The sequence below is a fragment of the Bacillus hominis genome (assembly GCF_030348325.1).
Lineage (GTDB): Bacteria > Bacillota > Bacilli > Bacillales > Bacillaceae_G > Bacillus_A > Bacillus_A hominis.
The window spans coordinates 5,018,816-5,042,081 of record NZ_JAUCFS010000005.1; the positions used below are offsets into that span (position 1 = coordinate 5,018,816).

Below are 23,266 nucleotides of genomic sequence, written 5' to 3' on the forward strand. Positions count from 1 at the left end.
TGACCTTTTGCTCCTGCAAAAAGGTCATTTTTTTATCTGTATATTAAACTTCTAGATAGCCATTTTTGTTATTTGATTGCCATCTCCAAGAGTCTGCACACATCTCTTCTAATCCGCGTATTGCTTCCCATCCTAATTCGCGCTTTGCTTTCGATGCATCTGCAAAACATACTGCAACATCACCAGGACGACGTTCCGTAATTTTATAAGGAACTTCCTTGCCTGAAACTTTTTCAAATGCTTCAACCATTTCTAATACACTATAACCAGTACCTGTACCGAGATTGTATGCATCTATCCCAGTAGTGCCAAGTACCTTTTCAAGTGCCTTTACATGTCCATTTGCTAAGTCTACAACATGAATATAATCACGGACACCCGTGCCATCTTTTGTTGGATAGTCATTTCCAAATACACTTAATTCTTTTAACTTACCTACCGCTACTTGTGTTACATATGGCATTAAGTTATTTGGAATTCCGTTTGGATCTTCTCCAATACGCCCACTTTCATGCGCACCAAATGGGTTGAAATAACGAAGTAATGCGATACTCCATTCTGCATCCGCAAATGCTACATCACGCATAATCTGTTCAATCATTAATTTTGTTTGACCATATGGATTTGTTGCACTTAATGGAAACTCCTCCGTAATTGGTGATGTTTCTGGGATACCATACACTGTTGCAGATGAACTGAAGATCATCTTCTTCACATTATGCTTCTGCATCACTTCACATAGCACTAATGTGCTTGTAATGTTGTTATGATAATACGTTAACGGAATTGCTACTGATTCCCCTACAGCCTTAAAGCCTGCAAAGTGAATAACAGCTTCAATTGTATTTTCTTCAAAAATCGTATCAAGTGCTTCGCGATTTAAAATATCTTCTTTATAAAACTTAAACTGTTTTCCTGTTATATCTTTCACTCGATTTATAGACTCTACTGAGCTATTCGAAAGATTATCTACTACTATAATTTCGTAACCGTTTTTTAGTAATTCTACGCATGTATGACTACCAATATATCCTGCTCCACCTGTTACAAGTATTGCCATAATTATAGTCCTCCATATTCCATTCATTATAAACTTCTCAAAGTATATCACATATTTCTTATCATATGTTTATTATGCGAACACAGAAACTTATATTTTACACCATAATTATTTTGTACAATACACGATTCCAATCAAGTAATAAAAAAACGCCACATAACAGACATCGCGTGGCGTTTTTTGATCAAATTACGTAACAATATACACTTAGAAAATGCGCAAGACTACCTAACAATACAAAAACATGAAAAATTTCATGGTGTCCCATATATTTAAACTCCAACCATTTTGGCTTCGCACCGTAAATAAACCCACCAATTGTATAAAAAATGCCTCCAAGTACTAAGAAAATAATACCTCCTGTACTTAAATTCTCAGCTAACGGTGCAAAGAATAGAACAATTAACCAACCCATCAGAAGATAAATTGCTGTCGATAACCATCTTGGACAATTAAACCAAAACATTTTAAAAACAATACCACAAATCGCAGTTGCATAAACTAAACAAAATAGTAGTAAACCATTTGCCGAATTTAATGTAATTAAGCAAAAGGGTGCATATGTACCTGCAATTAATATAAAAATCATAGAATGATCTAGTTTCCTAAAGAAATAAATAACACGTTCACTGGCTATAACACTATGATACACAGCTGACGCCATATAAAGGACCATCATCCCGATACCAAATAAAATAACAGCTGTAATTGCAGCAACAGATGGCATCTTAACAGAAACTTTCACAAGCATAGCTAATAATGCAATAAATGATAATACAGCTCCTCCTAAGTGAGTAAATGCATTAACCGGTTCTCTTACATAAGCATTCATATAAACACCCCTCATATAATTACATGTAGTTTTAATAACTACATGTAATTATATACACATTATCTATACGGGTCAACATTTACATTTCATTTGTTTCGTAATACCATATTTAAAGATATACTAAACATTAAGTTCCACTAAGTTATAAAAGTGAGGGGTTCTACGTGGAAAATATAAATAAATTACTTGAATCATTACATTTAGAAAAAAATATTAAACTTGAGGATATCCCAAATGTCGACTTATATGTAGACCAAGTTGTCCAATTATTTGAGAATACTTATGCGGATACAACGAGAACTGATGATGAAAAAGTATTAACAAAAACAATGATTAACAATTACGCAAAAGGGAAACTATTCATCCCTATCAAAAATAAAAAGTATTCAAAAGAACATATGATTTTAATCAGCTTAATTTATCAATTAAAAGGAGCACTTTCCATTAATGATATAAAAAGCTCCTTAGAAAATATAAATGCACCGTTAATAAACGATGATACATTCGAATTAAATACTCTATATAAAGATTATCTTTCTCTTACTGAAACCAACGTTGAAAGCTTTAAGCAAGACGTAAATAACCGTGTTACGGAAGTAAACGAGGTTTCTTCCTTAGAAGATCCAACACTAGAAAAGTTTTTATTACTAACATCCTTCGTGACTATGAGTAATATGTATAGACGTTTAGCAGAGAAACTAGTCGATGATCTCAAAGAATCTTAAACAAAAAACTATCCACCTGTTTGAAGTGGATAGTTTTTTTGTTTACTTAATTGCTTCATGAACCTTTAATTGTTTCCCTTTAATCGTTGTGTTTTTCATGATTTTTAAAACAAGTGGCCCTTTTCCATTTAATATTTCAACGTAAGAAACATTGTCTTGTATTGTAATAATGCCTATATCTTCTGCAGTAACACCTTTAATTTTAGCAATTGTACCGACGAAATCTACCGCCCTAATTTTCTTTTTCTTCCCGCCATTAAAGTACAATTTCATAATTCCTTTGTTTAGGTCCGCATTTTTATCTTTCTTTATAATTGGTTTAGCATGTATCTTTTCCTCAAATACTGCTTTCCCTTTCATAACTTCTTCTTTTGAAGGTGCAAGTGCCTTTGGAATTTCAAATCCGATGTATTCTTCAATCTCTTCTAAAAATCTATTTTCATACGGCGTTACAAATGTAATAGCTTTTCCTTTATTACCAGCTCGTCCCGTTCTTCCCGTACGATGTACATAACTTTCTTTTTCTAATGGAATATCATAGTTAATAACATGTGTAATATTATCAATATCAATTCCTCTAGCTGCTACGTCTGTCGCTACTAAATAACGGAACTTTCCTTTTCTAAAATCGTCCATAACTTCAAAACGATCTTCTTGTACCATACCACCATGTATTTTGTCACAAGGATAGTTAACGCGATTTAACTGTTTAAATACGTGATCTACATTTTCTTGTGTACGGCAAAAAATAATACAACTATCTGGATTCTCAATCGTTGTTACATCTTTAAGAAGTGAAAGCTTCTCCTCTTCTCTCGTCTCAAAAAGTGTATGTTCAATTTTATCTGTTGTAATCCCAGCAGCCTTAATTTCAATATGCGTTGGCGAATCCATATACTTACGAGATAACTTTTCAACATCTTCTGGAAGTGTTGCTGAAAATAACATTGTCATTCGTTTTGTAGGTAACTCGTCAATAATTGCCTCTACTTGATCGATAAAGCCCATATTCAGCATTTCGTCTGCTTCATCAATAACTAAATACTTCAAACACTCTAAAGAAAGAGTACCTTTTTCAATATGATCTAACACACGGCCAGGAGTTCCAACTACAATATGTGTCTTTTGCTTTAACTCTAACTTTTGACGTGCAAATGGAGATTTACCATAAACTGCAGCGGCCTTAATTCTTTTGAAGCGGCCTATATTCGTAATATCCTCTTTTACTTGCACCGCAAGCTCTCTCGTTGGTGTTAAAACTAAAGCTTGTGGCTTATTCTCTTCCCACTCCACCATTTCACAAAGTGGTATGCCAAATGAAGCGGTTTTTCCACTTCCAGTCTGCGATTTCACGACAAGGTCTTTCTTTTGTAAGGCAACTGGAATAACCTCTCCTTGCACTTCCGTTGGATGTTCATATCCTAAACCAGTAAGTGCTCTTACAATTTCTTTACTTAATGCATAATCAGAAAAACTTTTTTTACTCATATATTAACCTCTTTTTATTCTATATTATTTTCTTTTTTCGCTTTTCCTATCAATGAATCATCATATACGTTATTATCACCTTATTCATTATACTTGAAAGCTCACATAAAAAGGCGAATCATTCGTGATCCACCTTTTTATATAGAAATTTTCTATTTCAAAAAATTATTCCATTATAAAAATAAACCTCTATCACTTCATATACTGTTCAACTAACTGATAGCACCTTTCCTTCGTACTATTTACATTCGATGAAATACTTGCTAAACCTGACAATGTCCCCTGCCCGGATTCATTCCAAGCTTCCTCCGCCTTTTGATCTCGATACGTAATCCATTCACGCTGTTTCTCTCTCAAAGTGTTCATTTCATTTGTAGGAAGTTGCATTTTCAAAACACCATAAATCTCATTTAATGCTTTATCCCATGCCTCGTATCTTTTGCTCTCACCCTCTTTCATTTCAGTTGTAATTCCGTTCTCATATAAGTAATCGAGTTTCTTCAAACTCTCCTCAATACTATTTAATTTAGTAATATACTCTACCTTCTGACCGGTAATAGCACTTTCTTTCTTAGGCTCTTCTACTTTCGGCTTCTCTTCATTTTTATTTTCCTCTTTTACTTTTTCTTCCTTAAGATTCTCCTCTTTTCTTTTATCTACATCTATTGCCCCGGGCACAATCTGTGTAATTTGTTCATTTGCATTTTGATAATATACTTTAAACTGTTCTTTTCCTTTCGTTTCCCTAATAATTACGTTCAGTTGCTCTTTTACATCCACAAACTTCTGTTGGTTTTTCAACTCCTCTACTTTAGCAAGCATTTGCTTATATTTTTCTTCCTCATCTTTTTGATTAGCTAAAACTTCTCGTTTTTCTTTTGCTTGTTTGGCTAATATAACTGAACTAGCAGAATCATTTTCAATTTCTCTCAATAACGAAATTGCCCGGTCTATATTACTTTCCTGCAATACTTCAATCATTTTATTCGTTTGATTCATCTTCAGCCTTACTTCTCGGTCATCCTTATTTTCTTTTAATGCTAATTCAAAAGATGCGACTGCTCTATCGTATTCTTTATTTTCCAGTGCTAAATCTCCTTGCTTCTTCGCCTTATCAAATGCATCATTATTGCTGCATCCAGCAACAACCAACAAAGTTATTCCTATTGTTAGTATTAACTTTTTCATAGTATTTCCCCAGCCCCCTCATCCAAAATAAAAAGCACACATACAATTTTATGCAATTATCACAACTTTCCTTACTTTTTTATAAACGAACGTTATGCATATAAAAACTATTTAAATTCGTTTTTAACGTTATTTTTAAAAGATATTAGCTTATTTCAAAAAAAATGTTAAGAAAATCTTTGACTTCTTCATAAAAATGATGTAAATTATCCTATGGACGAACATTTTTAATCAATAAAAATAAAATATTCGTATTTTAGGGGTGTAAATGATGGAAAACGTATTTGACTATGAAGACATTCAATTAATTCCTGCAAAATGCATTGTAAACAGCCGATCTGAATGTGATACAACTGTCACTTTAGGAAAACATAAATTTAAATTACCTGTCGTACCTGCAAATATGCAAACGATTATAGATGAAAGAATCGCAACTTATTTAGCTGAAAATAATTACTTCTATATCATGCATCGTTTCCAACCAGAGAAACGAATCTCATTCATTAGAGATATGCAATCACGTGGATTAATTGCTTCAATCAGCGTTGGTGTTAAAGAAGACGAATACGAATTCGTACAACAATTAGCTGCTGAGCAACTTTCACCTGAATACATTACAATCGATATCGCACATGGTCACTCTAATGCTGTGATCAACATGATTCAACATATTAAAAAACATTTACCAGAAAGCTTCGTTATCGCTGGAAACGTTGGAACTCCAGAAGCGGTAAGAGAATTAGAAAACGCTGGTGCTGATGCAACAAAAGTTGGTATTGGACCTGGTAAAGTTTGTATTACTAAAATTAAAACAGGCTTTGGAACTGGTGGTTGGCAGTTAGCTGCACTTCGCTGGTGTGCAAAAGCTGCAAGTAAGCCAATTATCGCTGACGGTGGTATTCGTACACATGGTGACGTAGCTAAATCAATTCGATTTGGGGCGACTATGGTTATGGTCGGTTCTCTATTCGCTGGTCATGAAGAGTCTCCAGGGGAAACAATCGAAAAAGATGGCAAACTTTATAAAGAGTACTTCGGCTCAGCTTCTGAATTCCAAAAAGGTGAGAAGAAAAACGTTGAAGGTAAGAAAATGTTCGTTGAGCATAAAGGTTCTTTAGAAGACACTTTAGTCGAAATGGAACAAGATCTTCAATCTTCTATCTCTTACGCTGGCGGAACAAAATTAGACGCTATTCGTACTGTAGATTATGTTGTCGTGAAAAACTCTATTTTCAACGGTGACAAAGTATATTAATTTTCAAATTCAACTCGAAGGACAAGTATTTTATATGCTTGTCCTTCTTTTTTTATGTATAAAAACGTTAAACATTTTCATTTAACTGAATTTTCTAGTATCATATTTTTAGATAGTTAAAATAAGGGGGCTATAATAAATGAAACATGTAATCGAAAAACGCCTTATTCGTGCAGAAATTCCTACCGAACTAACATGGGATCTTTCCGATTTGTACAAGTCCGATGATGAGTGGCATACTGCATTAAGCGTATTAGAAAATAATATACAAAAACTCGATTCATTTAAAGGACACTTACATACTAATTCCACTACTTTATTAAATTGCCTGCTTTTAGAGGAAGAGCTTTTAATGAAGTTAACAAAACTGATCTCATATGCAAATTTAAAAGAATCTGCTGATCGGACAAACCCAACTATTCAAGCAAACTCTTCCAAAATTTCTGCGCTAGGAACGAAAGTACATACAGCACTAGCCTTTATTCATAATGAAATTCTCTCATTTGAAGAGGGATTGATTGAAAAATATTTAAATGAGGAAGTAAAACTCGAGCCTTTCCGTAAATCGTTACTAGAAGTGCTGAGCAAAAGGCAACACACACTTTCACCTGAAACAGAAGAAGCACTTGCTGCACTAGGTGAAGTTCATAGTTCCCCCTACAAAATTTATGGCATGACTAAATTAGCCGATATGGATTTTCCTTCTATACAAGATGAACAAGGAAATGATTTGCCTGTATCGTTTGCATTATTTGAAAGTAAATATGAATTTTCTCCAAGCGCATATATACGTAGAAAAGCCTATTCATCATTTATTTCCACATTGAAACGATATAAAAATACAGTTGCAACAACGTATGCTACTGAAGTAAAAAAACAAGTGACACTTTCTCGTTTACGTAAGTACGAATCTGTTATCCATATGCTTTTAGAGCCTCAAAAAGTTCCACTTGAAATGTATAACAACCAACTAGATATTATTTATAACGAATTAGCGCCTCATATGCGCCGTTTTGCAGATTTAAAAAAGAAAGTATTAGGTCTCGATCAAATGCTCTTCTGCGATTTACACGCACCGTTAGATCCTGAATTTAATCCAACCATCACATACGATGAAGCTGGTAAATTAATTCAAGAATCTTTAAAAGTATTAGGACCTGAATATAATACGATTATTGAAACAGGCTTTAAGGAAAGATGGGTAGACCTTGCAGATAATATCGGAAAATCAACAGGTGCTTTCTGCTCTAGCCCATATGGTTCCCATCCTTACATTTTAATTACATGGCAAAATACGATGCGTGGATGTTTCACATTAGCTCACGAATTTGGGCATGCTGGTCATTTTTATTTAGCCAATAAAAATCAGCGCATTATGAATGTACGTCCATCTATGTACTTTGTTGAAGCACCATCAACGATGAATGAATTACTATTAGCCCAACATTTACTAGCGACTACTAATGATAAGAGAATGCGCAGATGGGTTATTCTGCAACTACTCGGCACATATTACCACAACTTCGTTACCCATCTACTTGAGGGAGAATATCAAAGAAGAGTATATACCCTAGCAGAAGAAGGGCAAGCACTCACAGCTACAACTTTAACTGAAATAAAAACGAAGGTCCTTTCGACATTCTGGGGAGATTCTGTAGAAATTGATGAAGGCGCCGGTTTAACATGGATGCGTCAACCTCACTATTATATGGGCTTATATTCTTACACATATTCTGCGGGCTTAACTGCATCTACTACTGTAGCTCAAATGATTAAAGAAGAGGGACAACCTGCTGTTGATCGCTGGCTTGATGTACTCCGTGCAGGCGGTACAATGAAACCACTTGAATTAATGAAACACGCTGGAGTAGACATGTCAAAACCAGATGCAATCCGTAAAGCTGTTTCTTACGTCGGTTCCTTGATTGATGAATTAGAACGCTCTTATCAAGAATAAAAAATAAGCCCTCGCTTTATGAGGGCTTGTTTCATATTTATTTTCCAAATCTTTTACGGTATCCACATTTCCTGCATAGCTCTTCTACTGCAACTCTTTTCGAAAATCCATCGACAATGTTTGTTGCTCTTTCACCTTCTATAATGTTAGAAAATGAGTCATTATTAATATTCCCAAGGTTAATAATCCCTTCACCATCTAAACAACAAGGAATAACCGTTCCGTTCGCTAAAATACCTGCTTGATTTCGAAGACCATGACAGAATCCTTTTCCATCATCCTCTTCTTCATGTAATGCCGGCCACTGGAATTCATAGTCTTGATTAATAAAGACACGTTCCGCAATTTTTATACCTTTTCCTGGTGTAAGCTTCTCTTCGATTTGATAAGATAGACCAAACTCATTTTCAATGATGGATAATAAATCTCTATTTTTCTGGATTTCAGCATTTGTTTTATTATCCTGAGTTAAATTCCATAACCGTAGTGAAACAATTAAATCCGATTGACTTGTCGCCTCTCTAATGAAGGAAAGTATACTCCTTACATAACCTTCTTTATCTTGCGAACCTGGATGCCCATCAAAACTGTGCAGTGAAAAATTCATTTGTCTTAAAGCAGGCTTATTTAACAATCTATGCCTTCTCTTATTAATTAACGTTCCGTTCGTTGTAATATTAACTTTAAACCCTTTTTCATGACTTAAATCTAACAGTTGATCTATTTTCGGATGGAGCAACGGCTCACCCTTCACGTGCAAATAAATGTAGTCTGTGTGAGGTTTAATTTGGTCTAATCTTTTAGCAAAATCCTCCACAGAAATGAATTGCTTCTGCCTTTCCGTCGGCGGACAAAAGCTGCACGCAAGATTACATACACTCGTAATCTCCAAGTAAAACTTCTTAAACTTCTTCACCTTTAATTCCTCACTTCTCTGACTACTTATACTTTTTCCTCTTCATATTACAGCATATTTTTTTAGAAATAGAAACATACTTATTTTAGGAAATCTACATACCATCTATTAATGTTTAAAAGACCATCGGTAATTTTTGTCCAATGGTCTTTTTTACTCTTTATATACAAATGAAAAATTTATTTATGATACGGTTCACCACGATTAATACGAAAAGCCCTATACACTTGCTCAAGCAATACTAATCGCATTAATTGATGTGGTAATGTCATCTTTGAGAAAGAAAGAGATTCGTTTGAGCGCTTCATTACTTCAGAACTAAGCCCCAGTGATCCGCCAATTACAAATGTGATTTTGCTCTTTCCATATGTAGCAAGGCGATCTATACTTGCTGCAAATTCTTCTGATGATTTTTGTTTTCCTTCTATTGCTAGCGCAATGACGTGTGTATCATCAGAAATTTTATCCAGTATACGTATGCCTTCTTTTTCTTTTACAATTAACATTTCTGCTGCACTTAAATTTTCTGGTGCCTTTTCATCTGGCAATTCAATTACTTCTACTTTTGCGTAAGAAGATAATCGTTTTAAGTATTCTGCTATACCTTGTTTTAAGTATTTTTCTTTTAATTTTCCGATTGAAATAATCGAGATATTCACATCTATTCCCCACCTTACAAACACGTTATCCACAGGACTTATCCACATATCCACAAATGTTACCCACATATTGTGTGAGAATCTGTGTTCGATACAACATATGTCGCCTCATTTTGACAAAATTCACATGTTTTTTTCTCTTCTTTAGAGTTATCCACACTGTTAATAACCGGTGCAACTTCACATTCATCCACAATGATATCTAATGCTAATTCAACATGTTCTAAACAACAAGGTAAATTCATATTCTTCACCTCACTTTTCTACAATAGAAAACAGGAGGTAGGCCCTCCTGTTTTTAATACTTTTGAATGCCTAATTTCACCGTTGTTGTCGCTCGTTTTGTACCACGATAAAACGTAAGGGTCATTTTATCATTAATTTTTTTATTATATAAGGCCGTGCGGAACCCAATAATATCGTGCACCGCTTTTCCATCTACCGCCACAATAACATCATGTTCTCTAAGACCCGCATCCGTACCTGGCGAAGGACTTTTCACATCTAAAATGCAGACTCCTTCTGTTACGTTACCTGGTAATTGTAACGTTTTTGACCAATAGTAACTCGGAATCTCATTTAATGATCTTAGTTCAATCCCAACATAAGGTCTTCTTACTTTACCGTACTTTTCTAACTCATTCATAATAGGAACAGCTCTCGTAACTGGAATAGCTAGTCCAATTCCTTCTACTTCTTTTGCTGCAATTTTCATTGAGTTAATACCTATTAATTGTCCCGCTACATTTACAAGCGCTCCACCACTATTACCTGGATTAATTGCCGCATCTGTTTGCAATACTTCTACTTGCCAATCGTAATGTCCATCTTGATCTAAATCTACAGGAACAATACGCTCATTGGCCGAAATAATACCTTGTGTGACAGTTCCGGAAAATTGTAGCCCAAGTGGATTTCCAATCGCAATAACTGGTTCTCCTCTACGAACAGTATTAGAGTCGCCAATTTCAATCACTTTCTTCACATGCTTCGCATCTATTTCTAGTACCGCTAAATCAGTGACTACATCGGTCCCTAATACTTTACCTGGAATTTTCTTACCGTCACTTAAGCTTACTTCAATACGATTCGCCCCGGCAACAACGTGGTTATTCGTTACAATATACGCATGTCCATCTGTTTTCTTATAAATCACACCAGAGCCTGTACCGGCTTCCGAATCAGCCTCTGAAAAATCATCTCGTTGAATGTTAATAACACCAACAACAGCCTCTGAAGCACGATCAACAGCGTCTACAAAGCTAATCTGTTTAACAGGAACACTTCCACTTTGAGCTTCAGCCATATTTTTTTCACTTGCTTCAGCTTGCGGAAGCTTACCTGCATCATTTGAAAACAAAGGAGCTCCAAATGCAAATAATGAAGCCCCTACAATTGTCCCCGCTATGCTAGAAATGACAATACCTTTATGTTTCTTTTTCCCTGCACGTTTAATACGATATTTTTCTTCATCAATAAAGGACATATTCGTTCACCTATCTTCCTGAAAACAACTATATTCACCTTTATTGTTTACTAAAATAAAGAATTATACGTATTGAATTTTCGTAGGCATTTTTGGATCTGTATCATGTATTTCAAAGGATTCTCCAACCCCAAAACCTTTTTCTTCTAATACTTGTGATACAGACATACGCGCTAATTCTTTCATGTTATTATCTAAGCTTAAATGCGCTAAATAAATGTGTTTTGTCTCGTCTGTAATAACATCCGCCATCGCTAATGCAGCATCCTCATTACAAACGTGGCCAACGTCGCTTAAAATACGTCGCTTAATGCTCCATGGATAGCGTCCCATACGAAGCATTTCCACATCATGATTACTTTCAAATACGAAAGCATTCGCTCCCTTAATAACACCTTTCATACGGTCACTTACGTATCCTGTATCTGTAATAAGAGCTAACTTTCTATTATTGTTATGAAAAGCATAAAACATCGGTTCTGCCGCATCATGAGAAACACCAAATGATTCAACTTCAATATCCCCAAATGTTTTCACGTCTCCTATTGAGAAAATGAATTTTTGATCAGTTGGGATATTACCTATTAAATGTTCCATTGCATTCCATGTTTTCTCGTTCGCATAAACAGGTAAATCATATTTACGCGCCAATACACCTAATCCTTTAATGTGGTCACTATGCTCATGTGTTACAAGAATACCTGATATGTCATTTATATTCAGTTCAGCTTGTTTAAATAAAGCCTCTGTCGCTTTACCACTTAAACCTGCATCGACAAGCAGTTTTTTTTCATCTGTTCCTACATATAGCATGTTCCCTGTACTTCCACTTGCAAGTACACTAAAGTGCATACTCATTCTTTCTCACTCCATTATGTTCTTCCGGCACTTGAGTTTCCCCTAATTCCATAACTTGTCCTTCAATTGCATTCACAAAAAAATCCTTTTTCTGTTCTGTCTTTAAGTTCCATGTTGGAGCAAGCACTTGTATATTAGAAGAAGACTCCGCAAGAGTCGCATATCCAATCTGCGCCTCTTTCACGTGCGTATTTTCTGCAATTTTATTTTTCAAATATATATTTTCTAAAGCTGTTTGAGCAGTAATAATTTCTTGTTCTTTCGTCTTTTCGCTTTCGCCCATTTCCTTCAAATCCGTTAACATTGTTTGTGTATACGAAATAAGCTCGTTTTTTTCATTTAAATCTACAACAATCATCGCACGATTATTGTAGAAGATTGGTTTATCTTTATACTTTTGAAAGAAGTAAATTTTTGAATCCTTTATTGCTCCAAACTCATATTTTTGTCCATCCAGCACATAATTTTTCAAAAACTCATTATACTTATCTTTTGACGATGATTTTGTATTTAAAAAAGGCTCTTTTAATTTACTCTCTATTTGATATTCGTCTTGCACATGCGCCGTCTGATTTTTTAAAGATTGCACATCTTCTTCTTTGAAAACCTTATTTTTCGCCATTATAAATGACTCTTTTTTCGGTTCTTTAGGAAAATTTCCCATAGTAATTTTTTCAGCTTTTAATTGTTGATCGATTTTTGTTTCCGTCACAAGTTCTAATTGATTACTATCTTGCTTTTGAATGAACTGGAAGATAAGAAAGAGGTCTAAAACAAAAAAGGTCACAATAAATATTGTTTTAATTCGATCCCAATCCATTTAGTCCCCCCTCACTCCACTCATATATTTGTTGCTTACCATCTTCTTCACATTTTACATACCATATCGGCTGTAAGACAGCGATTCTCCCATCATTGATGGAAGGTTCCAATGACATTTTATAACCAATACCAACATCCTGAATTGATTTTTTATCAATTTCTGGATTATTCTCTAGTGATGTCATCACTGTATGACCTGACGCAAGAGAAGTTGTTTGTTGTTTACTAGGCAAAGTAATACTGAACCCAAAAAAGGGTCTTTCATACTGCATAATTTCACCTGAACCCCATACTTGTTTTAATTCCGCTATTCCATTTGCATTAAATACAGGCAAACCATCCTCATATAAACGGAATGAAGTTTTCCTCCCATTAATATAATCAAAACGATAGGAATTCAAGGATCCACTATGTCCACTTACAAAGTCAAAACTTTTTTGTAAAATTACCGCATTATCCGTGGTTTTATCACCATGTACAGCGGAATTTTTATATTTTAACATTGCATCCGACTTATCGATTTCCATAGAACGGATGCCATCCGTAAATGTTTCCTTTGTTTTCTCAGAAATAGGACTTAAATAACGTGGATCACTAAATAAAGCATTTTTAAATGGATCCACTTCTAGTTTAGCAGTAATATACTCTACCTTACTTAATTCCGTAATCCCCTCTGGTAAAAAAAGTTTTTTTGTATCATTTATTTGATATTCAAAATATGGTCTTGCTACTGTTATAAGTTGATTTTGAGCATTTATAATATCCTTTATATAAGCACCGCTCAATGTTGCTTGATATATTTTATGAGGAGTATCATAGGAAACAAAGCTAACTTTAATTTCTTGGTCCTTACTTCGAGAAGGATCCATTATAATACGATTAAAACTTCTGTCAATTTCTATGTTTTTATCTTTAATATTAAACATATCTTTAATCGTATCTAATGGGATATTGGTAGGAAAAACAAATTCAATTTTTTCTTCTCCGTGTACATAAGACAGAAAATCACCTTTAGGAACTGTCGCCGTTATTTCCCTAAAATTATGTAATTCTCCGTTTTCAAGAATTTTATAGATTGAATCCACATTTGCCTTCTTTTCGCTCACATAATGTTTTTTCTCTTGATGAATAATAACAGATGATGGGCGAACAACCTCCGAAATCTTTATCGGATTTATATCTTCGTTACCTTGAACGAACTTTGTATTTTGCATAGAAGTAGAATCAGGAACATATGTCCATAAGTTAAAAGTAAGAAATAGACTAATGACAACCAAATTAATTAGAACTATCGTTTTAAAGTTTTCCATACTCATTCCCAATCGTCCTCTTCATCTGTCGCCATTGGCAGTGTGAAATAAATAGTTGTCCCTTTTCCTTCCTCACTTTTCGCCCAAATCGAGCCGCCATGTGCCTCAATCATTTCTTTTGCAATAGCTAATCCGAGACCTGTACCACCCATTTGTCTCGAACGCGCTTTATCTACACGATAAAAACGTTCAAATATTTTATCTACATTTTCTTTCGGAATTCCCATTCCTTGATCACTCACACTAATCTCTAATAACTCCCCGCGGTCACGCAGGCGATATGTTACTGTACCACCTTCCGGCGAGTATTTTAGTGCATTGGAAATAATGTTATATAAAACTTGTGTAATTTTGTCTGTATCCATATCAATAAATCGAGATTTTTTAGAGAAAGATCGTTTGAAGCTTACATTTTGCTCTTTAGACATTTCAAAGCGATCGATAACGTTATTAAAGAAGTCAGTAAAGTCGACCCATTCCTTCATTAAGCGATGTTCTGTACTATCTAGTTTAGATAGTTGTAACAATGCATTTACAAGCCTGATCATTCTTTCCGTTTCCTCTTGTGTAACCGTTAAAAATTGCGGTGCAATATTCGGATCTTGCCATGCCCCATCAGTAAGCGCTTCTAAGTAACTGCGCATCGTTGTTAACGGCGTTCTTAACTCATGAGATACATTCGCAACAAACTCACGGCGCTCTCGTTCTATGCGCTCCTGCTCTGTTACATCATATAATACAGCAATTAAACCATTTGCCTTCCCTGTTTCTTTTTGAATAACAGAGAAACTAGCACGTAAAATATATGGTTCATTTCTCGTACTAAAATCTAATAAAACTGAATCAGGTTCTTCATATAAATGATCCAGTGTAAATTCTTCTTGTATTCCTAACACTTCTAGCACTGATTGATCTAGCGCCGTTTCACGCGAAACATTTAACATCTTTTCCGCAGGATCATTTAATAAAATGATATCCCCTTTTCGATCAGTAGCAATTACTCCATCTGTCATATGTGATAAAACGGATGATAATTTTCGTCTTTCACTTTCTGTGGAGGAACGAGCTTGTTGTAATTTTTTAGATAAATTATTAAAAGATAATGCTAATTGTCCAATCTCATCATGGCTATGCACCTTTACTTTTCGCGAATAATTTCCTTTCGCCATTTCAATTGCTTGTCTTCGCATATCTGAAATTGGTCTCGTAATTGTTTGAGCCAATAAAATTCCAAGTACAGCTGTTACTAATAAAGCAATTACTGTCCCCGTTGCGAAAATTTGGTTGATGTCCTTCATTTGTTTATACACATCTTCCATAGATGCAACAATATGAATGACGCCAAGTACCTCTCCGCCCGGCTCTTTTAGGATAGGGGTAATCATAACTTGAACTCGATGACCTGTATGTCCATCTTTCTCAATCTTTGACTCTGGTTTTTTTTGTACCATTACCCGCTGTACAGCTCTATCTGCTGACGTTCTTCCTATCTTATTTTGCTTAGACGCGTCTGAAATTGCTATTAATTTTTTAGTGGTGGCGTCAATTACACTTACCTCTTGAATATCTTTCTTACGATCTGATGCAAATTTTTGAATTGAATCATTAATAGCCTTATTTACTGATTCTCCTTTAGGACGATCTTTTACAAACTCTTGCTTCAGGTTATAAGAAAGTAAGTTTGTTTGCTGCGTTAAGGAATCTTGAAAGCCTTTTACAAGGCTTTTTTCTAATTCCCTGACGAAATATACACCAATTACTTGCATTGCTATTAATATTAACAGCATATATATGAGCACAAATTTCAAATGAATAGATTGAAAAAAACCAACTTTCTTCATATACTATTCCTGTTCTGGGTCACGCAAGTAATACCCTACCCCACGTCTAGTTACAATTAAAGTAGGATGACTTGGATTATCTTCAATTTTTTCGCGTAAACGACGTACTGTTACGTCTACTGTACGTACATCTCCAAAATAATCATAACCCCAAACTGTTTGTAATAAATGTTCACGAGTCATAACTTGACCTAAATGCTTCGCTAAATAATGTAGTAATTCAAATTCACGATGTGTAAGCTCAATGCTTTCTTCACGCTTCGTTACACTATAAGCATTCGAATTGATAACGATTGGTCCAATAACCATTTCAGTATTTTCTTCTTTCTCTGCAGCACCACCCTGCTGATGGCGACGTAAATTCGCTTTCACACGAGCAAGTAATTCCCTCGTACTAAATGGCTTCGTTACATAATCATCCGCCCCAAGCTCAAGCCCTAATACTTTATCGATTTCAGAGTCTTTTGCTGTAAGCATAATAATTGGCATTTCTGAGCTTTTACGTATTTCACGACATACCTCTAAACCGTCTTTTCCCGGTAACATAATATCTAATAAAACCATATCTGGCTGTTCTTCATTAGCTTTCTCAATTGCTTCATCACCATCATGCGCCATTACAATTTCAAAACCCTCTTTTTCTAGGTTGAACTTCAAAATGTCCGCAATCGGCTTTTCATCATCAACTACTAAAATTTTCTTTCCCATCATCGTCTATTTCCTCCTCATAAAAATATGGTCAATGATTCTTAAATATATTGATGTTTCTATAGTATATCCCTATATGACAGCAACCTTTATTTAAGTGTTCTCTCCTCTATTCTCATAGACTCATGTATGATCCACCTTTACACGGAATCCTATACGATCTACAGAAAAACCTCTAGCTTCAACTGCTAGAGGCTCCTCATCCTATTGTAAAATAACTACCCACATTTGTAAAACTGCACAAAATAAAAAGGATATTAAGTGGGCCCACTTAATATCCTGAGAGTGGCTCGGGACGGAATCGAACCGCCGACACGAGGATTTTCAGTCCTCTGCTCTACCGACTGAGCTACCGAGCCAAAACTATATATAAAACCACTAATGGTGGTATAAACAAAAGTGGCGGTCCCGACCGGGGTCGAACCGGCGATCTCCTGCGTGACAGGCAGGCATGTTAACCACTACACCACGGGACCAAAAATGAACATAAAAAAACATGACCCGTACGGGATTCGAACCCGTGTTACCGCCGTGAAAGGGCGGTGTCTTAACCACTTGACCAACGGGCCACGAAAAATAAAATGGTGAGCCATGAAGGATTCGAACCTTCGACCCTCTGATTAAAAGTCAGATGCTCTACCAACTGAGCTAATGGCTCATACTCACCAACGTCATATTTTCGTGACGACAAGATGTATCATAACATGTTCTCTTTATTTTTTGCAATACCTTTTTTAATTTTTTTTATAAAAGATAAGAAAAAACTCATGAGAACATGAGTTTTTTCTTAAAAAAATCAATTTCTTATATCAATTAAGCTTCGTATACATTACGAACGATATTTGTTTGATTACGATCTGGTCCAACTGAGAACATAGATAATTGGATTCCTGTTAATTCAGAAACACGCTCTACGTATTTTCTTGCATTTTCAGGAAGTTCATCTAATGATTTCACACCAGTAATATCTTCTGTCCAACCTGGAAGCTCTTCGTATACAGGCTCACATTTCGCTAAAATATTTAAGTTTGCTGGAACTTCATCGATAACTTCACCATTGTATTTGTAAGCAACACAAATTTTAAGAGTTGAAATACCTGTTAGAACGTCGATAGAGTTTAATGATAAATCTGTTAAACCACTAACGCGACGTGCATGTCTTACAACAACGCTATCGAACCAACCTACACGGCGTGGACGACCAGTTGTTGTTCCATATTCACGACCAACTTCACGAATTTGATGACCAATTTCATCATTAAGTTCAGTAGGGAATGGACCATCACCAACACGGCTTGTATATGCTTTACATACACCTACAACGCGAGTAACTTTCGCAGGACCAACTCCAGTTCCAACTGTTACACCACCAGCAATCGGGTTAGAAGATGTAACGAATGGGTACGTACCGTGGTCAATATCAAGCATAACACCTTGTGCACCTTCAAATAATACACGGTGATTGTTATCTAGTGCATCATTTAATACAACAGATGTGTCGCATACATATTGTGCGATTTGTTGTCCATATTCGAAGTACTCTTCAAAGATTTCTTCTACGCTGAAACCTTCTGTATCGTACATTTTTTCAAACAAACGATTTTTCTCTACTAAATTGCGCTCAAGCTTCTCTTTAAATGCTTCACGGTCTAAAAGATCAGCCATACGGATACCAATACGAGCAGCTTTATCCATATATGCAGGACCGATACCTTTTTTCGTTGTACCGATTTTGTTATCACCTTTACTAGCTTCTTCTAACTCATCTTGTTTTAAGTGATAAGGTAAAATAACGTGTGCACGGTTACTTACACGTAAATTATCAGTACTTACACCACGGTCGTGTAAGTATTTTAACTCTTCAAGTAATGCTTTCGGATCTACTACTAAGCCATTTCCGATTACACAAATTTTCTCTTTATAGAAAATACCAGATGGAATTAAGTGTAATTTATATTTAACTCCGCCGAAAACAATTGTATGTCCCGCGTTATTTCCACCTTGATATCTTGCAACTACTTCCGCATGCTCAGAAAGAAAATCAGTGATTTTACCTTTTCCTTCGTCGCCCCATTGTGTTCCTACAACTACTACTGAAGACATTATTAAAGCACCTCCGCAATTTTCAAACGATCTATTCAAACAATATAATTGTACCAAAACCGAAAAAGAAGTCAACCAAAAAAGCGAACATTTTTTTATTAAAAATCATTTTCGTTCGTAAGAATTATATTTTCACCTTATGAAAGCCTTATCTTTACTCTATAAAAAAAGAAACACATCTTATTATAAGAAATGTGTTTCTTTTTTATACTGCCTTTATGCGGGCGGTGCATGTCCATCCTCAAAGCGGCGTTCTAAGTTGACGAATTTATTAAATTCCTTAACAAACGCAAGCTCTACTGAACCTACCGGACCATTACGTTGTTTTGCAATGATAATTTCAATCGTATTTTTATTTTCTGTTTCACGATCATAGTAATCTTCACGATATAAGAAGGCTACAATGTCAGCATCCTGCTCGATACTTCCTGATTCACGAATATCAGACATCATCGGACGTTTATCTTGACGAGATTCTACACCACGAGATAACTGCGACAAGGCGATAACAGGTACTTGCAATTCACGTGCAATCCCTTTTAATGTACGAGAAATCTCAGATACTTCCTGCTGACGGTTTTCTCCTGATTTCCCACTTCCTTGAATAAGCTGTAAATAGTCAATCAAAACCATCCCAAGACCTTGTTCTTGCTTTAATCTACGACATTTTGCTCGAATCTCGTTTACTTTAATCCCTGGTGTATCATCAATATATATACCGGCATTAGAAAGGCTACCCATCGCCATTGTTAATTTCGCCCAATCATCAGAAGTTAATGAACCGGTACGAAGTCTTTGCGCATCAATATTTCCTTCTGCACAAAGCATACGCATAACAAGCTGATCAGAGCCCATCTCCAGACTAAAGATTGCTACATTTTCATCCGTTTTCGTCGCTACGTTTTGTGCGATATTTAATGAAAATGCAGTTTTCCCCACCGACGGACGCGCTGCTACGATGATTAAATCATTTCGCTGAAAACCAGCGGTCATCTTATCTAATTCAGTAAATCCAGTTGGTATCCCGGTAACTTCACCTTTTTGATTATGCAAAAGTTCAATTTTATCATAAGCATCTACAAGAACATCTTTAATGTTCTGGAATGCTTTTGCATTTGTTTGGTGAGATACTTCTAATATTTTTTTCTCAGCCTCATTTAAAAGGCCATCCACATCATCTTCTCGCTCGTATCCATCCGATACAATATGAGTCGCCGTTCGAATTAAACGACGTAAAAGCGCCTTTTCAGCGATGATGCGTGCATAATATTCTACGTTTGCAGCTGTTGGAACAACTTCTGCTAATTCTGCTAGATAAGAAACCCCACCAACTTCTTCTAGTAATCCTTGATCAGCCATCGCTGATGTCATTATTACTAAGTCGATTGGTTCTCCCTTATCAGACAACCCAAGCATGACTTCAAAAATCTTTTGATGTTTCGTTCGATAGAACGAGTCAGGTAGCAACAGCTCTGATGCTGACGTTAATGCATCTTGATCAATCAATATAGCCCCTAAAACCGCCTGCTCTGCTTCTATATTATGCGGAGGGGTACGATCAGCCAGTACATCACTCATGCGCAATCCTCCTTGCTTAATTTATTTTTATTGTTCACTAACATGGACTTTTACTGCCGCCGTTACTTGCGGATGCAATTTTACAGTGACGTTTGTATAACCTAATGCACGGATTGCATCGTCCATTTCAAATTTACGTTTATCAAGTTTAATCTTGTGTGATTTTTGCATTGCATCTACAATTTGTTTGCTCGTAATAGAACCAAATAAACGGCCACCTTCTCCAGATTTCGCCTTTAATTCTACAGTTAACTTCTCTAATGTTTCTTTTAATTGTTTTGCATTTTCAAGCTCTGCTGCTGCATCTTTTTCCTCTTTGCGCTTTTGAGCTTCTAAAGTTTTCATACTACTGTTTGTCGCTTCAGCAGCTAACCCCTGTTTTAGTAAGAAATTATTTGCATAACCGTCTGGTACGTTTTTTATTTCTCCTTTTTTACCTTTACCTTTTACGTCTTTTAGAAAAATTACTTTCATGATTGTGTGCCTCCCTGTAAATAGTCATCAATAACAAATCGAAGCTTCTCCTCTGCTTCATCTACTGTAACATTTTTCATTTGTGTGGCTGCATTTGTTAAGTGCCCGCCACCTCCTAAATTCTCCATAATTAGCTGTACATTCAATTCACCTAAAGATCTACCACTAATTCCAATGAAATTTTCTCCACGTTTTGCAATAACAAACGATGCAATGATACCTGTCATTGTCAATAATGTGTCTGCTGATTGCGCAATAAGTACTTGGTGGTAATATTCATCACCATCAACTTTAGCAATCGCAATTCCATTTTTATAAATGTACGCATTTTTAATGGCTTTTGCAACTCGTAAATACTGATCCATATCTTCTTTTAAAAGTTCTTGTACAAGTACAGTGTCTGCACCATGCGAGCGTAAATAAGAAGCTGCATCAAATGTTCGAGCGCCTGTACGGAATGTAAAACTTTTCGTATCAACAATAATACCAGCTAACAATGCCGTCGCTTCTAACATTGTCATCTTTAAATTTTTCGGTTGATACTCAAGTAATTCTGTAACAAGCTCTGCCGTTGAAGAAGCGTACGGTTCCATATAAACAAGCAATGGATCTTCAATGAAGTCTTCCCCGCGGCGATGATGGTCAATAACCACTACATTTTCAATCTTATGTAACAGTTTTTCCTCCATCACCATTGAAGGTTTATGCGTATCAACAACAACAAGTAATGAGTCATCATTTGCAAATTCCATCGCTTGCCCTGGTGTAATAAAGTGTGACCATAACTCTTCATTTTGTTTCACTTTATCCATCAAACGTTTGATTCCTTTATCAGAATCATTTTCATCTAATACAATATATCCTTTGCGCTCATTTAATTGAGCTACCTTTAAAATACCAATCGCTGCACCAATCGCATCCATATCAGGAGCTCTATGCCCCATTATAATGACATTACTGCTTTCTAATACTAAATCCTTTAATGCATGCGAAATAACTCTAGCACGTACACGAGTACGCTTTTCGACCGGATTCGTCTTACCGCCGTAAAACTTAACTTTACCTGTTGCTTGTTTAATAGCTACTTGGTCTCCTCCTCGTCCTAACGCAAGGTCTAAACCAGACTGAGCCATCGCTCCAAGCTCCGATAAAGGTAAATCACCTGAGCCAACACCAACACTTAATGTAAGTGGTATATTCCTTTTTGATGTTTCTTCGCGCACTTGATCCAAAATACTAAATTTCCCTTTCTCCATTTGCGCTAAAATACTTTCATTTAGTACAACGAAGAATCTTTCTGAAGATGCACGTTTCAAATATGCACCATACTTAACGGCCCATTCATTTAGACGTGACGTCACAAGACTTGTTATATTCGTACGTAATTGATCATCTAACCCTTGTGTAACTTCATCATAATTATCTAAATAAATAACAGCCAAAACAGTGCGCTGATCCTCATACATTTTTTCAATCTCTGTTTGCTCAGTTACATCAAAAAAATAAATTAGTTTTTCTTCTTTCCTTACAAACACACGGAACTTTCGACTATTTAAAGATACTATATCATCAGAAGTCTCTCCTTTAATAAAAAGAAGTAATGTTTCTGATACATCGTACAGATGCCACCCAGCTAATGCGTGCTGCCCCAAACATGAAGACAAGTAAGGATTCGCCCAATCAATCCCATAATCCTTATTGTATAACAATATACCGATTGGCATCTGGTTGAATGCTTCGTTACTCACTTTTTTTACCCTAGTAATCATATCTGTCGTATACTTTTCAAAATTCCTTTGAAAGGTAAGTTCAAATCGTATAACTAAAAAGAAAACGATGCTAAAAATAAAAAAGGCAGCTATCCCCATAATTAAGTGAAAATAACAGAGAATCGAGATTAGCACCAACACAAAAAATGCCAATACGTAAACAGGATATAAAAACCACTGTTTCTTATAAAATTCAGGCATGTATACAACTCCTATAAAGTAAAACTAACTCACCTT

Annotated in this window: 20 protein-coding genes and 4 tRNA genes; 3 read left to right on the plus strand and 21 right to left on the minus strand. The window is 35.6% G+C overall.

What is annotated here, in order from left to right:
• Positions 1-43: 43 nt before the first annotated feature.
• Positions 44-1,060 (minus strand): UDP-glucose 4-epimerase GalE, encoded by a 1,017-nt coding sequence (galE, locus tag QUF93_RS28590; RefSeq protein ID WP_128283071.1) that lies wholly within the window; start codon positions 1,058-1,060, stop codon positions 44-46.
• Between the two features lie 184 nt (positions 1,061-1,244).
• Positions 1,245-1,892 (minus strand): PAQR family membrane homeostasis protein TrhA, encoded by a 648-nt coding sequence (gene trhA, locus QUF93_RS28595; protein WP_289360934.1) that lies wholly within the window; start codon positions 1,890-1,892, stop codon positions 1,245-1,247.
• A gap of 164 nt (positions 1,893-2,056) precedes the next feature.
• Here trhA and QUF93_RS28600 point away from each other — a divergent pair, with 164 nt between their 5' ends.
• Positions 2,057-2,617, plus strand: coding sequence for a DUF1836 domain-containing protein (locus QUF93_RS28600; RefSeq protein WP_219921038.1), 561 nt, complete (start codon positions 2,057-2,059; stop codon positions 2,615-2,617).
• 42 nt (positions 2,618-2,659) lie between these two features.
• On the opposite strand, the gene QUF93_RS28605 is transcribed toward QUF93_RS28600, so the two are convergent.
• Both QUF93_RS28605 and QUF93_RS28610 read right to left on the minus strand, forming a co-directional pair.
• Positions 2,660-4,105 (minus strand): DEAD/DEAH box helicase, encoded by a 1,446-nt coding sequence (locus tag QUF93_RS28605; RefSeq protein ID WP_289360935.1) that lies wholly within the window; start codon positions 4,103-4,105, stop codon positions 2,660-2,662.
• 192 nt (positions 4,106-4,297) lie between these two features.
• Positions 4,298-5,293 carry a lysozyme inhibitor LprI family protein gene (locus QUF93_RS28610; protein WP_289360936.1) on the minus strand — a complete coding sequence of 332 codons (996 nt, stop codon included), beginning with the start codon at positions 5,291-5,293 and terminating at the stop codon, positions 4,298-4,300.
• Positions 5,294-5,564: 271 nt separating this feature from the next.
• Here QUF93_RS28610 and guaC point away from each other — a divergent pair, with 271 nt between their 5' ends.
• Both guaC and pepF read left to right on the plus strand, forming a co-directional pair.
• Positions 5,565-6,548, plus strand: coding sequence for a GMP reductase (gene guaC, locus QUF93_RS28615; RefSeq protein ID WP_033712398.1), 984 nt, complete (start codon positions 5,565-5,567; stop codon positions 6,546-6,548).
• Positions 6,549-6,687: 139 nt separating this feature from the next.
• Positions 6,688-8,505: an oligoendopeptidase F gene (pepF, locus tag QUF93_RS28620; protein WP_289360937.1), complete on the plus strand. Its 1,818-nt coding sequence runs from the start codon at positions 6,688-6,690 to the stop codon at positions 8,503-8,505.
• A 37-nt stretch (positions 8,506-8,542) separates the two neighbouring features.
• Here the strand turns inward: pepF and QUF93_RS28625 are convergent, their stop codons facing one another.
• The 17 genes from QUF93_RS28625 to QUF93_RS28705 all read right to left on the minus strand — a co-directional run bounded on the left by QUF93_RS28625 (position 8,543) and on the right by QUF93_RS28705 (position 23,230).
• On the minus strand, positions 8,543-9,421 hold the full coding sequence (locus QUF93_RS28625) for a radical SAM/SPASM domain-containing protein (protein ID WP_000713629.1): 879 nt from the start codon (positions 9,419-9,421) through the stop codon (positions 8,543-8,545).
• Between the two features lie 179 nt (positions 9,422-9,600).
• The gene (rlmH, locus tag QUF93_RS28630; RefSeq protein WP_002123590.1) at positions 9,601-10,080 is read right to left on the minus strand and encodes a 23S rRNA (pseudouridine(1915)-N(3))-methyltransferase RlmH; all 480 of its coding nucleotides are present in this window, start codon (positions 10,078-10,080) and stop codon (positions 9,601-9,603) included.
• A 59-nt stretch (positions 10,081-10,139) separates the two neighbouring features.
• On the minus strand, positions 10,140-10,325 hold the full coding sequence (locus tag QUF93_RS28635) for a CxxH/CxxC protein (RefSeq protein WP_289360938.1): 186 nt from the start codon (positions 10,323-10,325) through the stop codon (positions 10,140-10,142).
• Positions 10,326-10,378: 53 nt separating this feature from the next.
• Positions 10,379-11,566, minus strand: a complete 1,188-nt coding sequence (locus QUF93_RS28640) for a S1C family serine protease (protein ID WP_289360939.1) — start codon at positions 11,564-11,566, stop codon at positions 10,379-10,381.
• Between the two features lie 63 nt (positions 11,567-11,629).
• Positions 11,630-12,424, minus strand: coding sequence for an exodeoxyribonuclease YycJ (locus QUF93_RS28645; RefSeq protein WP_002123585.1), 795 nt, complete (start codon positions 12,422-12,424; stop codon positions 11,630-11,632).
• Positions 12,408-13,244 carry a two-component system regulatory protein YycI gene (locus QUF93_RS28650; RefSeq protein WP_002123584.1) on the minus strand — a complete coding sequence of 279 codons (837 nt, stop codon included), beginning with the start codon at positions 13,242-13,244 and terminating at the stop codon, positions 12,408-12,410. Before QUF93_RS28650 ends, QUF93_RS28645 begins: the two co-directional genes overlap by 17 nt.
• Positions 13,225-14,562 carry a YycH family regulatory protein gene (locus QUF93_RS28655; protein ID WP_289360940.1) on the minus strand — a complete coding sequence of 446 codons (1,338 nt, stop codon included), beginning with the start codon at positions 14,560-14,562 and terminating at the stop codon, positions 13,225-13,227. The genes QUF93_RS28650 and QUF93_RS28655 overlap by 20 nt, the downstream gene beginning before the upstream one ends.
• The gene (gene walK / locus QUF93_RS28660) at positions 14,559-16,397 is read right to left on the minus strand and encodes a cell wall metabolism sensor histidine kinase WalK (RefSeq protein WP_289360941.1); all 1,839 of its coding nucleotides are present in this window, start codon (positions 16,395-16,397) and stop codon (positions 14,559-14,561) included. Before walK ends, QUF93_RS28655 begins: the two co-directional genes overlap by 4 nt.
• A 3-nt stretch (positions 16,398-16,400) precedes the next feature.
• The gene (walR, locus tag QUF93_RS28665; RefSeq protein ID WP_000971867.1) at positions 16,401-17,108 is read right to left on the minus strand and encodes a cell wall metabolism DNA-binding response regulator WalR; all 708 of its coding nucleotides are present in this window, start codon (positions 17,106-17,108) and stop codon (positions 16,401-16,403) included.
• Positions 17,109-17,391: 283 nt separating this feature from the next.
• Positions 17,392-17,464, minus strand: a tRNA-Phe gene (locus tag QUF93_RS28670).
• Between the two features lie 41 nt (positions 17,465-17,505).
• Positions 17,506-17,581 (minus strand) — tRNA-Asp (locus tag QUF93_RS28675).
• A 21-nt stretch (positions 17,582-17,602) separates the two neighbouring features.
• A tRNA-Glu gene (locus QUF93_RS28680) sits at positions 17,603-17,674 on the minus strand.
• Positions 17,675-17,687: 13 nt separating this feature from the next.
• Positions 17,688-17,763, minus strand: a tRNA-Lys gene (locus QUF93_RS28685).
• Positions 17,764-17,918: 155 nt separating this feature from the next.
• The gene (locus QUF93_RS28690) at positions 17,919-19,208 is read right to left on the minus strand and encodes an adenylosuccinate synthase (RefSeq protein ID WP_289360942.1); all 1,290 of its coding nucleotides are present in this window, start codon (positions 19,206-19,208) and stop codon (positions 17,919-17,921) included.
• Positions 19,209-19,424: 216 nt separating this feature from the next.
• Positions 19,425-20,786 carry a replicative DNA helicase gene (dnaB, locus tag QUF93_RS28695; RefSeq protein ID WP_002123579.1) on the minus strand — a complete coding sequence of 454 codons (1,362 nt, stop codon included), beginning with the start codon at positions 20,784-20,786 and terminating at the stop codon, positions 19,425-19,427.
• 27 nt (positions 20,787-20,813) lie between these two features.
• On the minus strand, positions 20,814-21,260 hold the full coding sequence (rplI, locus tag QUF93_RS28700) for a 50S ribosomal protein L9 (RefSeq protein ID WP_289375960.1): 447 nt from the start codon (positions 21,258-21,260) through the stop codon (positions 20,814-20,816).
• Complete coding sequence (locus tag QUF93_RS28705; protein WP_002123576.1) at positions 21,257-23,230, minus strand: DHH family phosphoesterase; 1,974 nt, start codon at positions 23,228-23,230, stop codon at positions 21,257-21,259. Before QUF93_RS28705 ends, rplI begins: the two co-directional genes overlap by 4 nt.
• Positions 23,231-23,266 lie beyond the last annotated feature (36 nt).

Coding starts and splice junctions, on each gene's coding strand:
- galE (WP_128283071.1), bottom strand. CDS start 1,060: ATGGCAATACTTGTAACAGGTGGAGCAGGATATATTGGTAGTCATACA.
- trhA (WP_289360934.1), bottom strand. CDS start 1,892: ATGAATGCTTATGTAAGAGAACCGGTTAATGCATTTACTCACTTAGGA.
- QUF93_RS28605 (WP_289360935.1), bottom strand. CDS start 4,105: ATGAGTAAAAAAAGTTTTTCTGATTATGCATTAAGTAAAGAAATTGTA.
- QUF93_RS28610 (WP_289360936.1), bottom strand. CDS start 5,293: ATGAAAAAGTTAATACTAACAATAGGAATAACTTTGTTGGTTGTTGCT.
- guaC (WP_033712398.1), top strand. CDS start 5,565: ATGGAAAACGTATTTGACTATGAAGACATTCAATTAATTCCTGCAAAA.
- pepF (WP_289360937.1), top strand. CDS start 6,688: ATGAAACATGTAATCGAAAAACGCCTTATTCGTGCAGAAATTCCTACC.
- QUF93_RS28635 (WP_289360938.1), bottom strand. CDS start 10,325: ATGAATTTACCTTGTTGTTTAGAACATGTTGAATTAGCATTAGATATC.
- QUF93_RS28640 (WP_289360939.1), bottom strand. CDS start 11,566: ATGTCCTTTATTGATGAAGAAAAATATCGTATTAAACGTGCAGGGAAA.
- QUF93_RS28645 (WP_002123585.1), bottom strand. CDS start 12,424: ATGAGTATGCACTTTAGTGTACTTGCAAGTGGAAGTACAGGGAACATG.
- QUF93_RS28650 (WP_002123584.1), bottom strand. CDS start 13,244: ATGGATTGGGATCGAATTAAAACAATATTTATTGTGACCTTTTTTGTT.
- QUF93_RS28655 (WP_289360940.1), bottom strand. CDS start 14,562: ATGAGTATGGAAAACTTTAAAACGATAGTTCTAATTAATTTGGTTGTC.
- walK (WP_289360941.1), bottom strand. CDS start 16,397: ATGAAGAAAGTTGGTTTTTTTCAATCTATTCATTTGAAATTTGTGCTC.
- walR (WP_000971867.1), bottom strand. CDS start 17,108: ATGATGGGAAAGAAAATTTTAGTAGTTGATGATGAAAAGCCGATTGCG.
- QUF93_RS28690 (WP_289360942.1), bottom strand. CDS start 19,208: ATGTCTTCAGTAGTAGTTGTAGGAACACAATGGGGCGACGAAGGAAAA.
- dnaB (WP_002123579.1), bottom strand. CDS start 20,786: ATGAGTGATGTACTGGCTGATCGTACCCCTCCGCATAATATAGAAGCA.
- rplI (WP_289375960.1), bottom strand. CDS start 21,260: ATGAAAGTAATTTTTCTAAAAGACGTAAAAGGTAAAGGTAAAAAAGGA.
- QUF93_RS28705 (WP_002123576.1), bottom strand. CDS start 23,230: ATGCCTGAATTTTATAAGAAACAGTGGTTTTTATATCCTGTTTACGTA.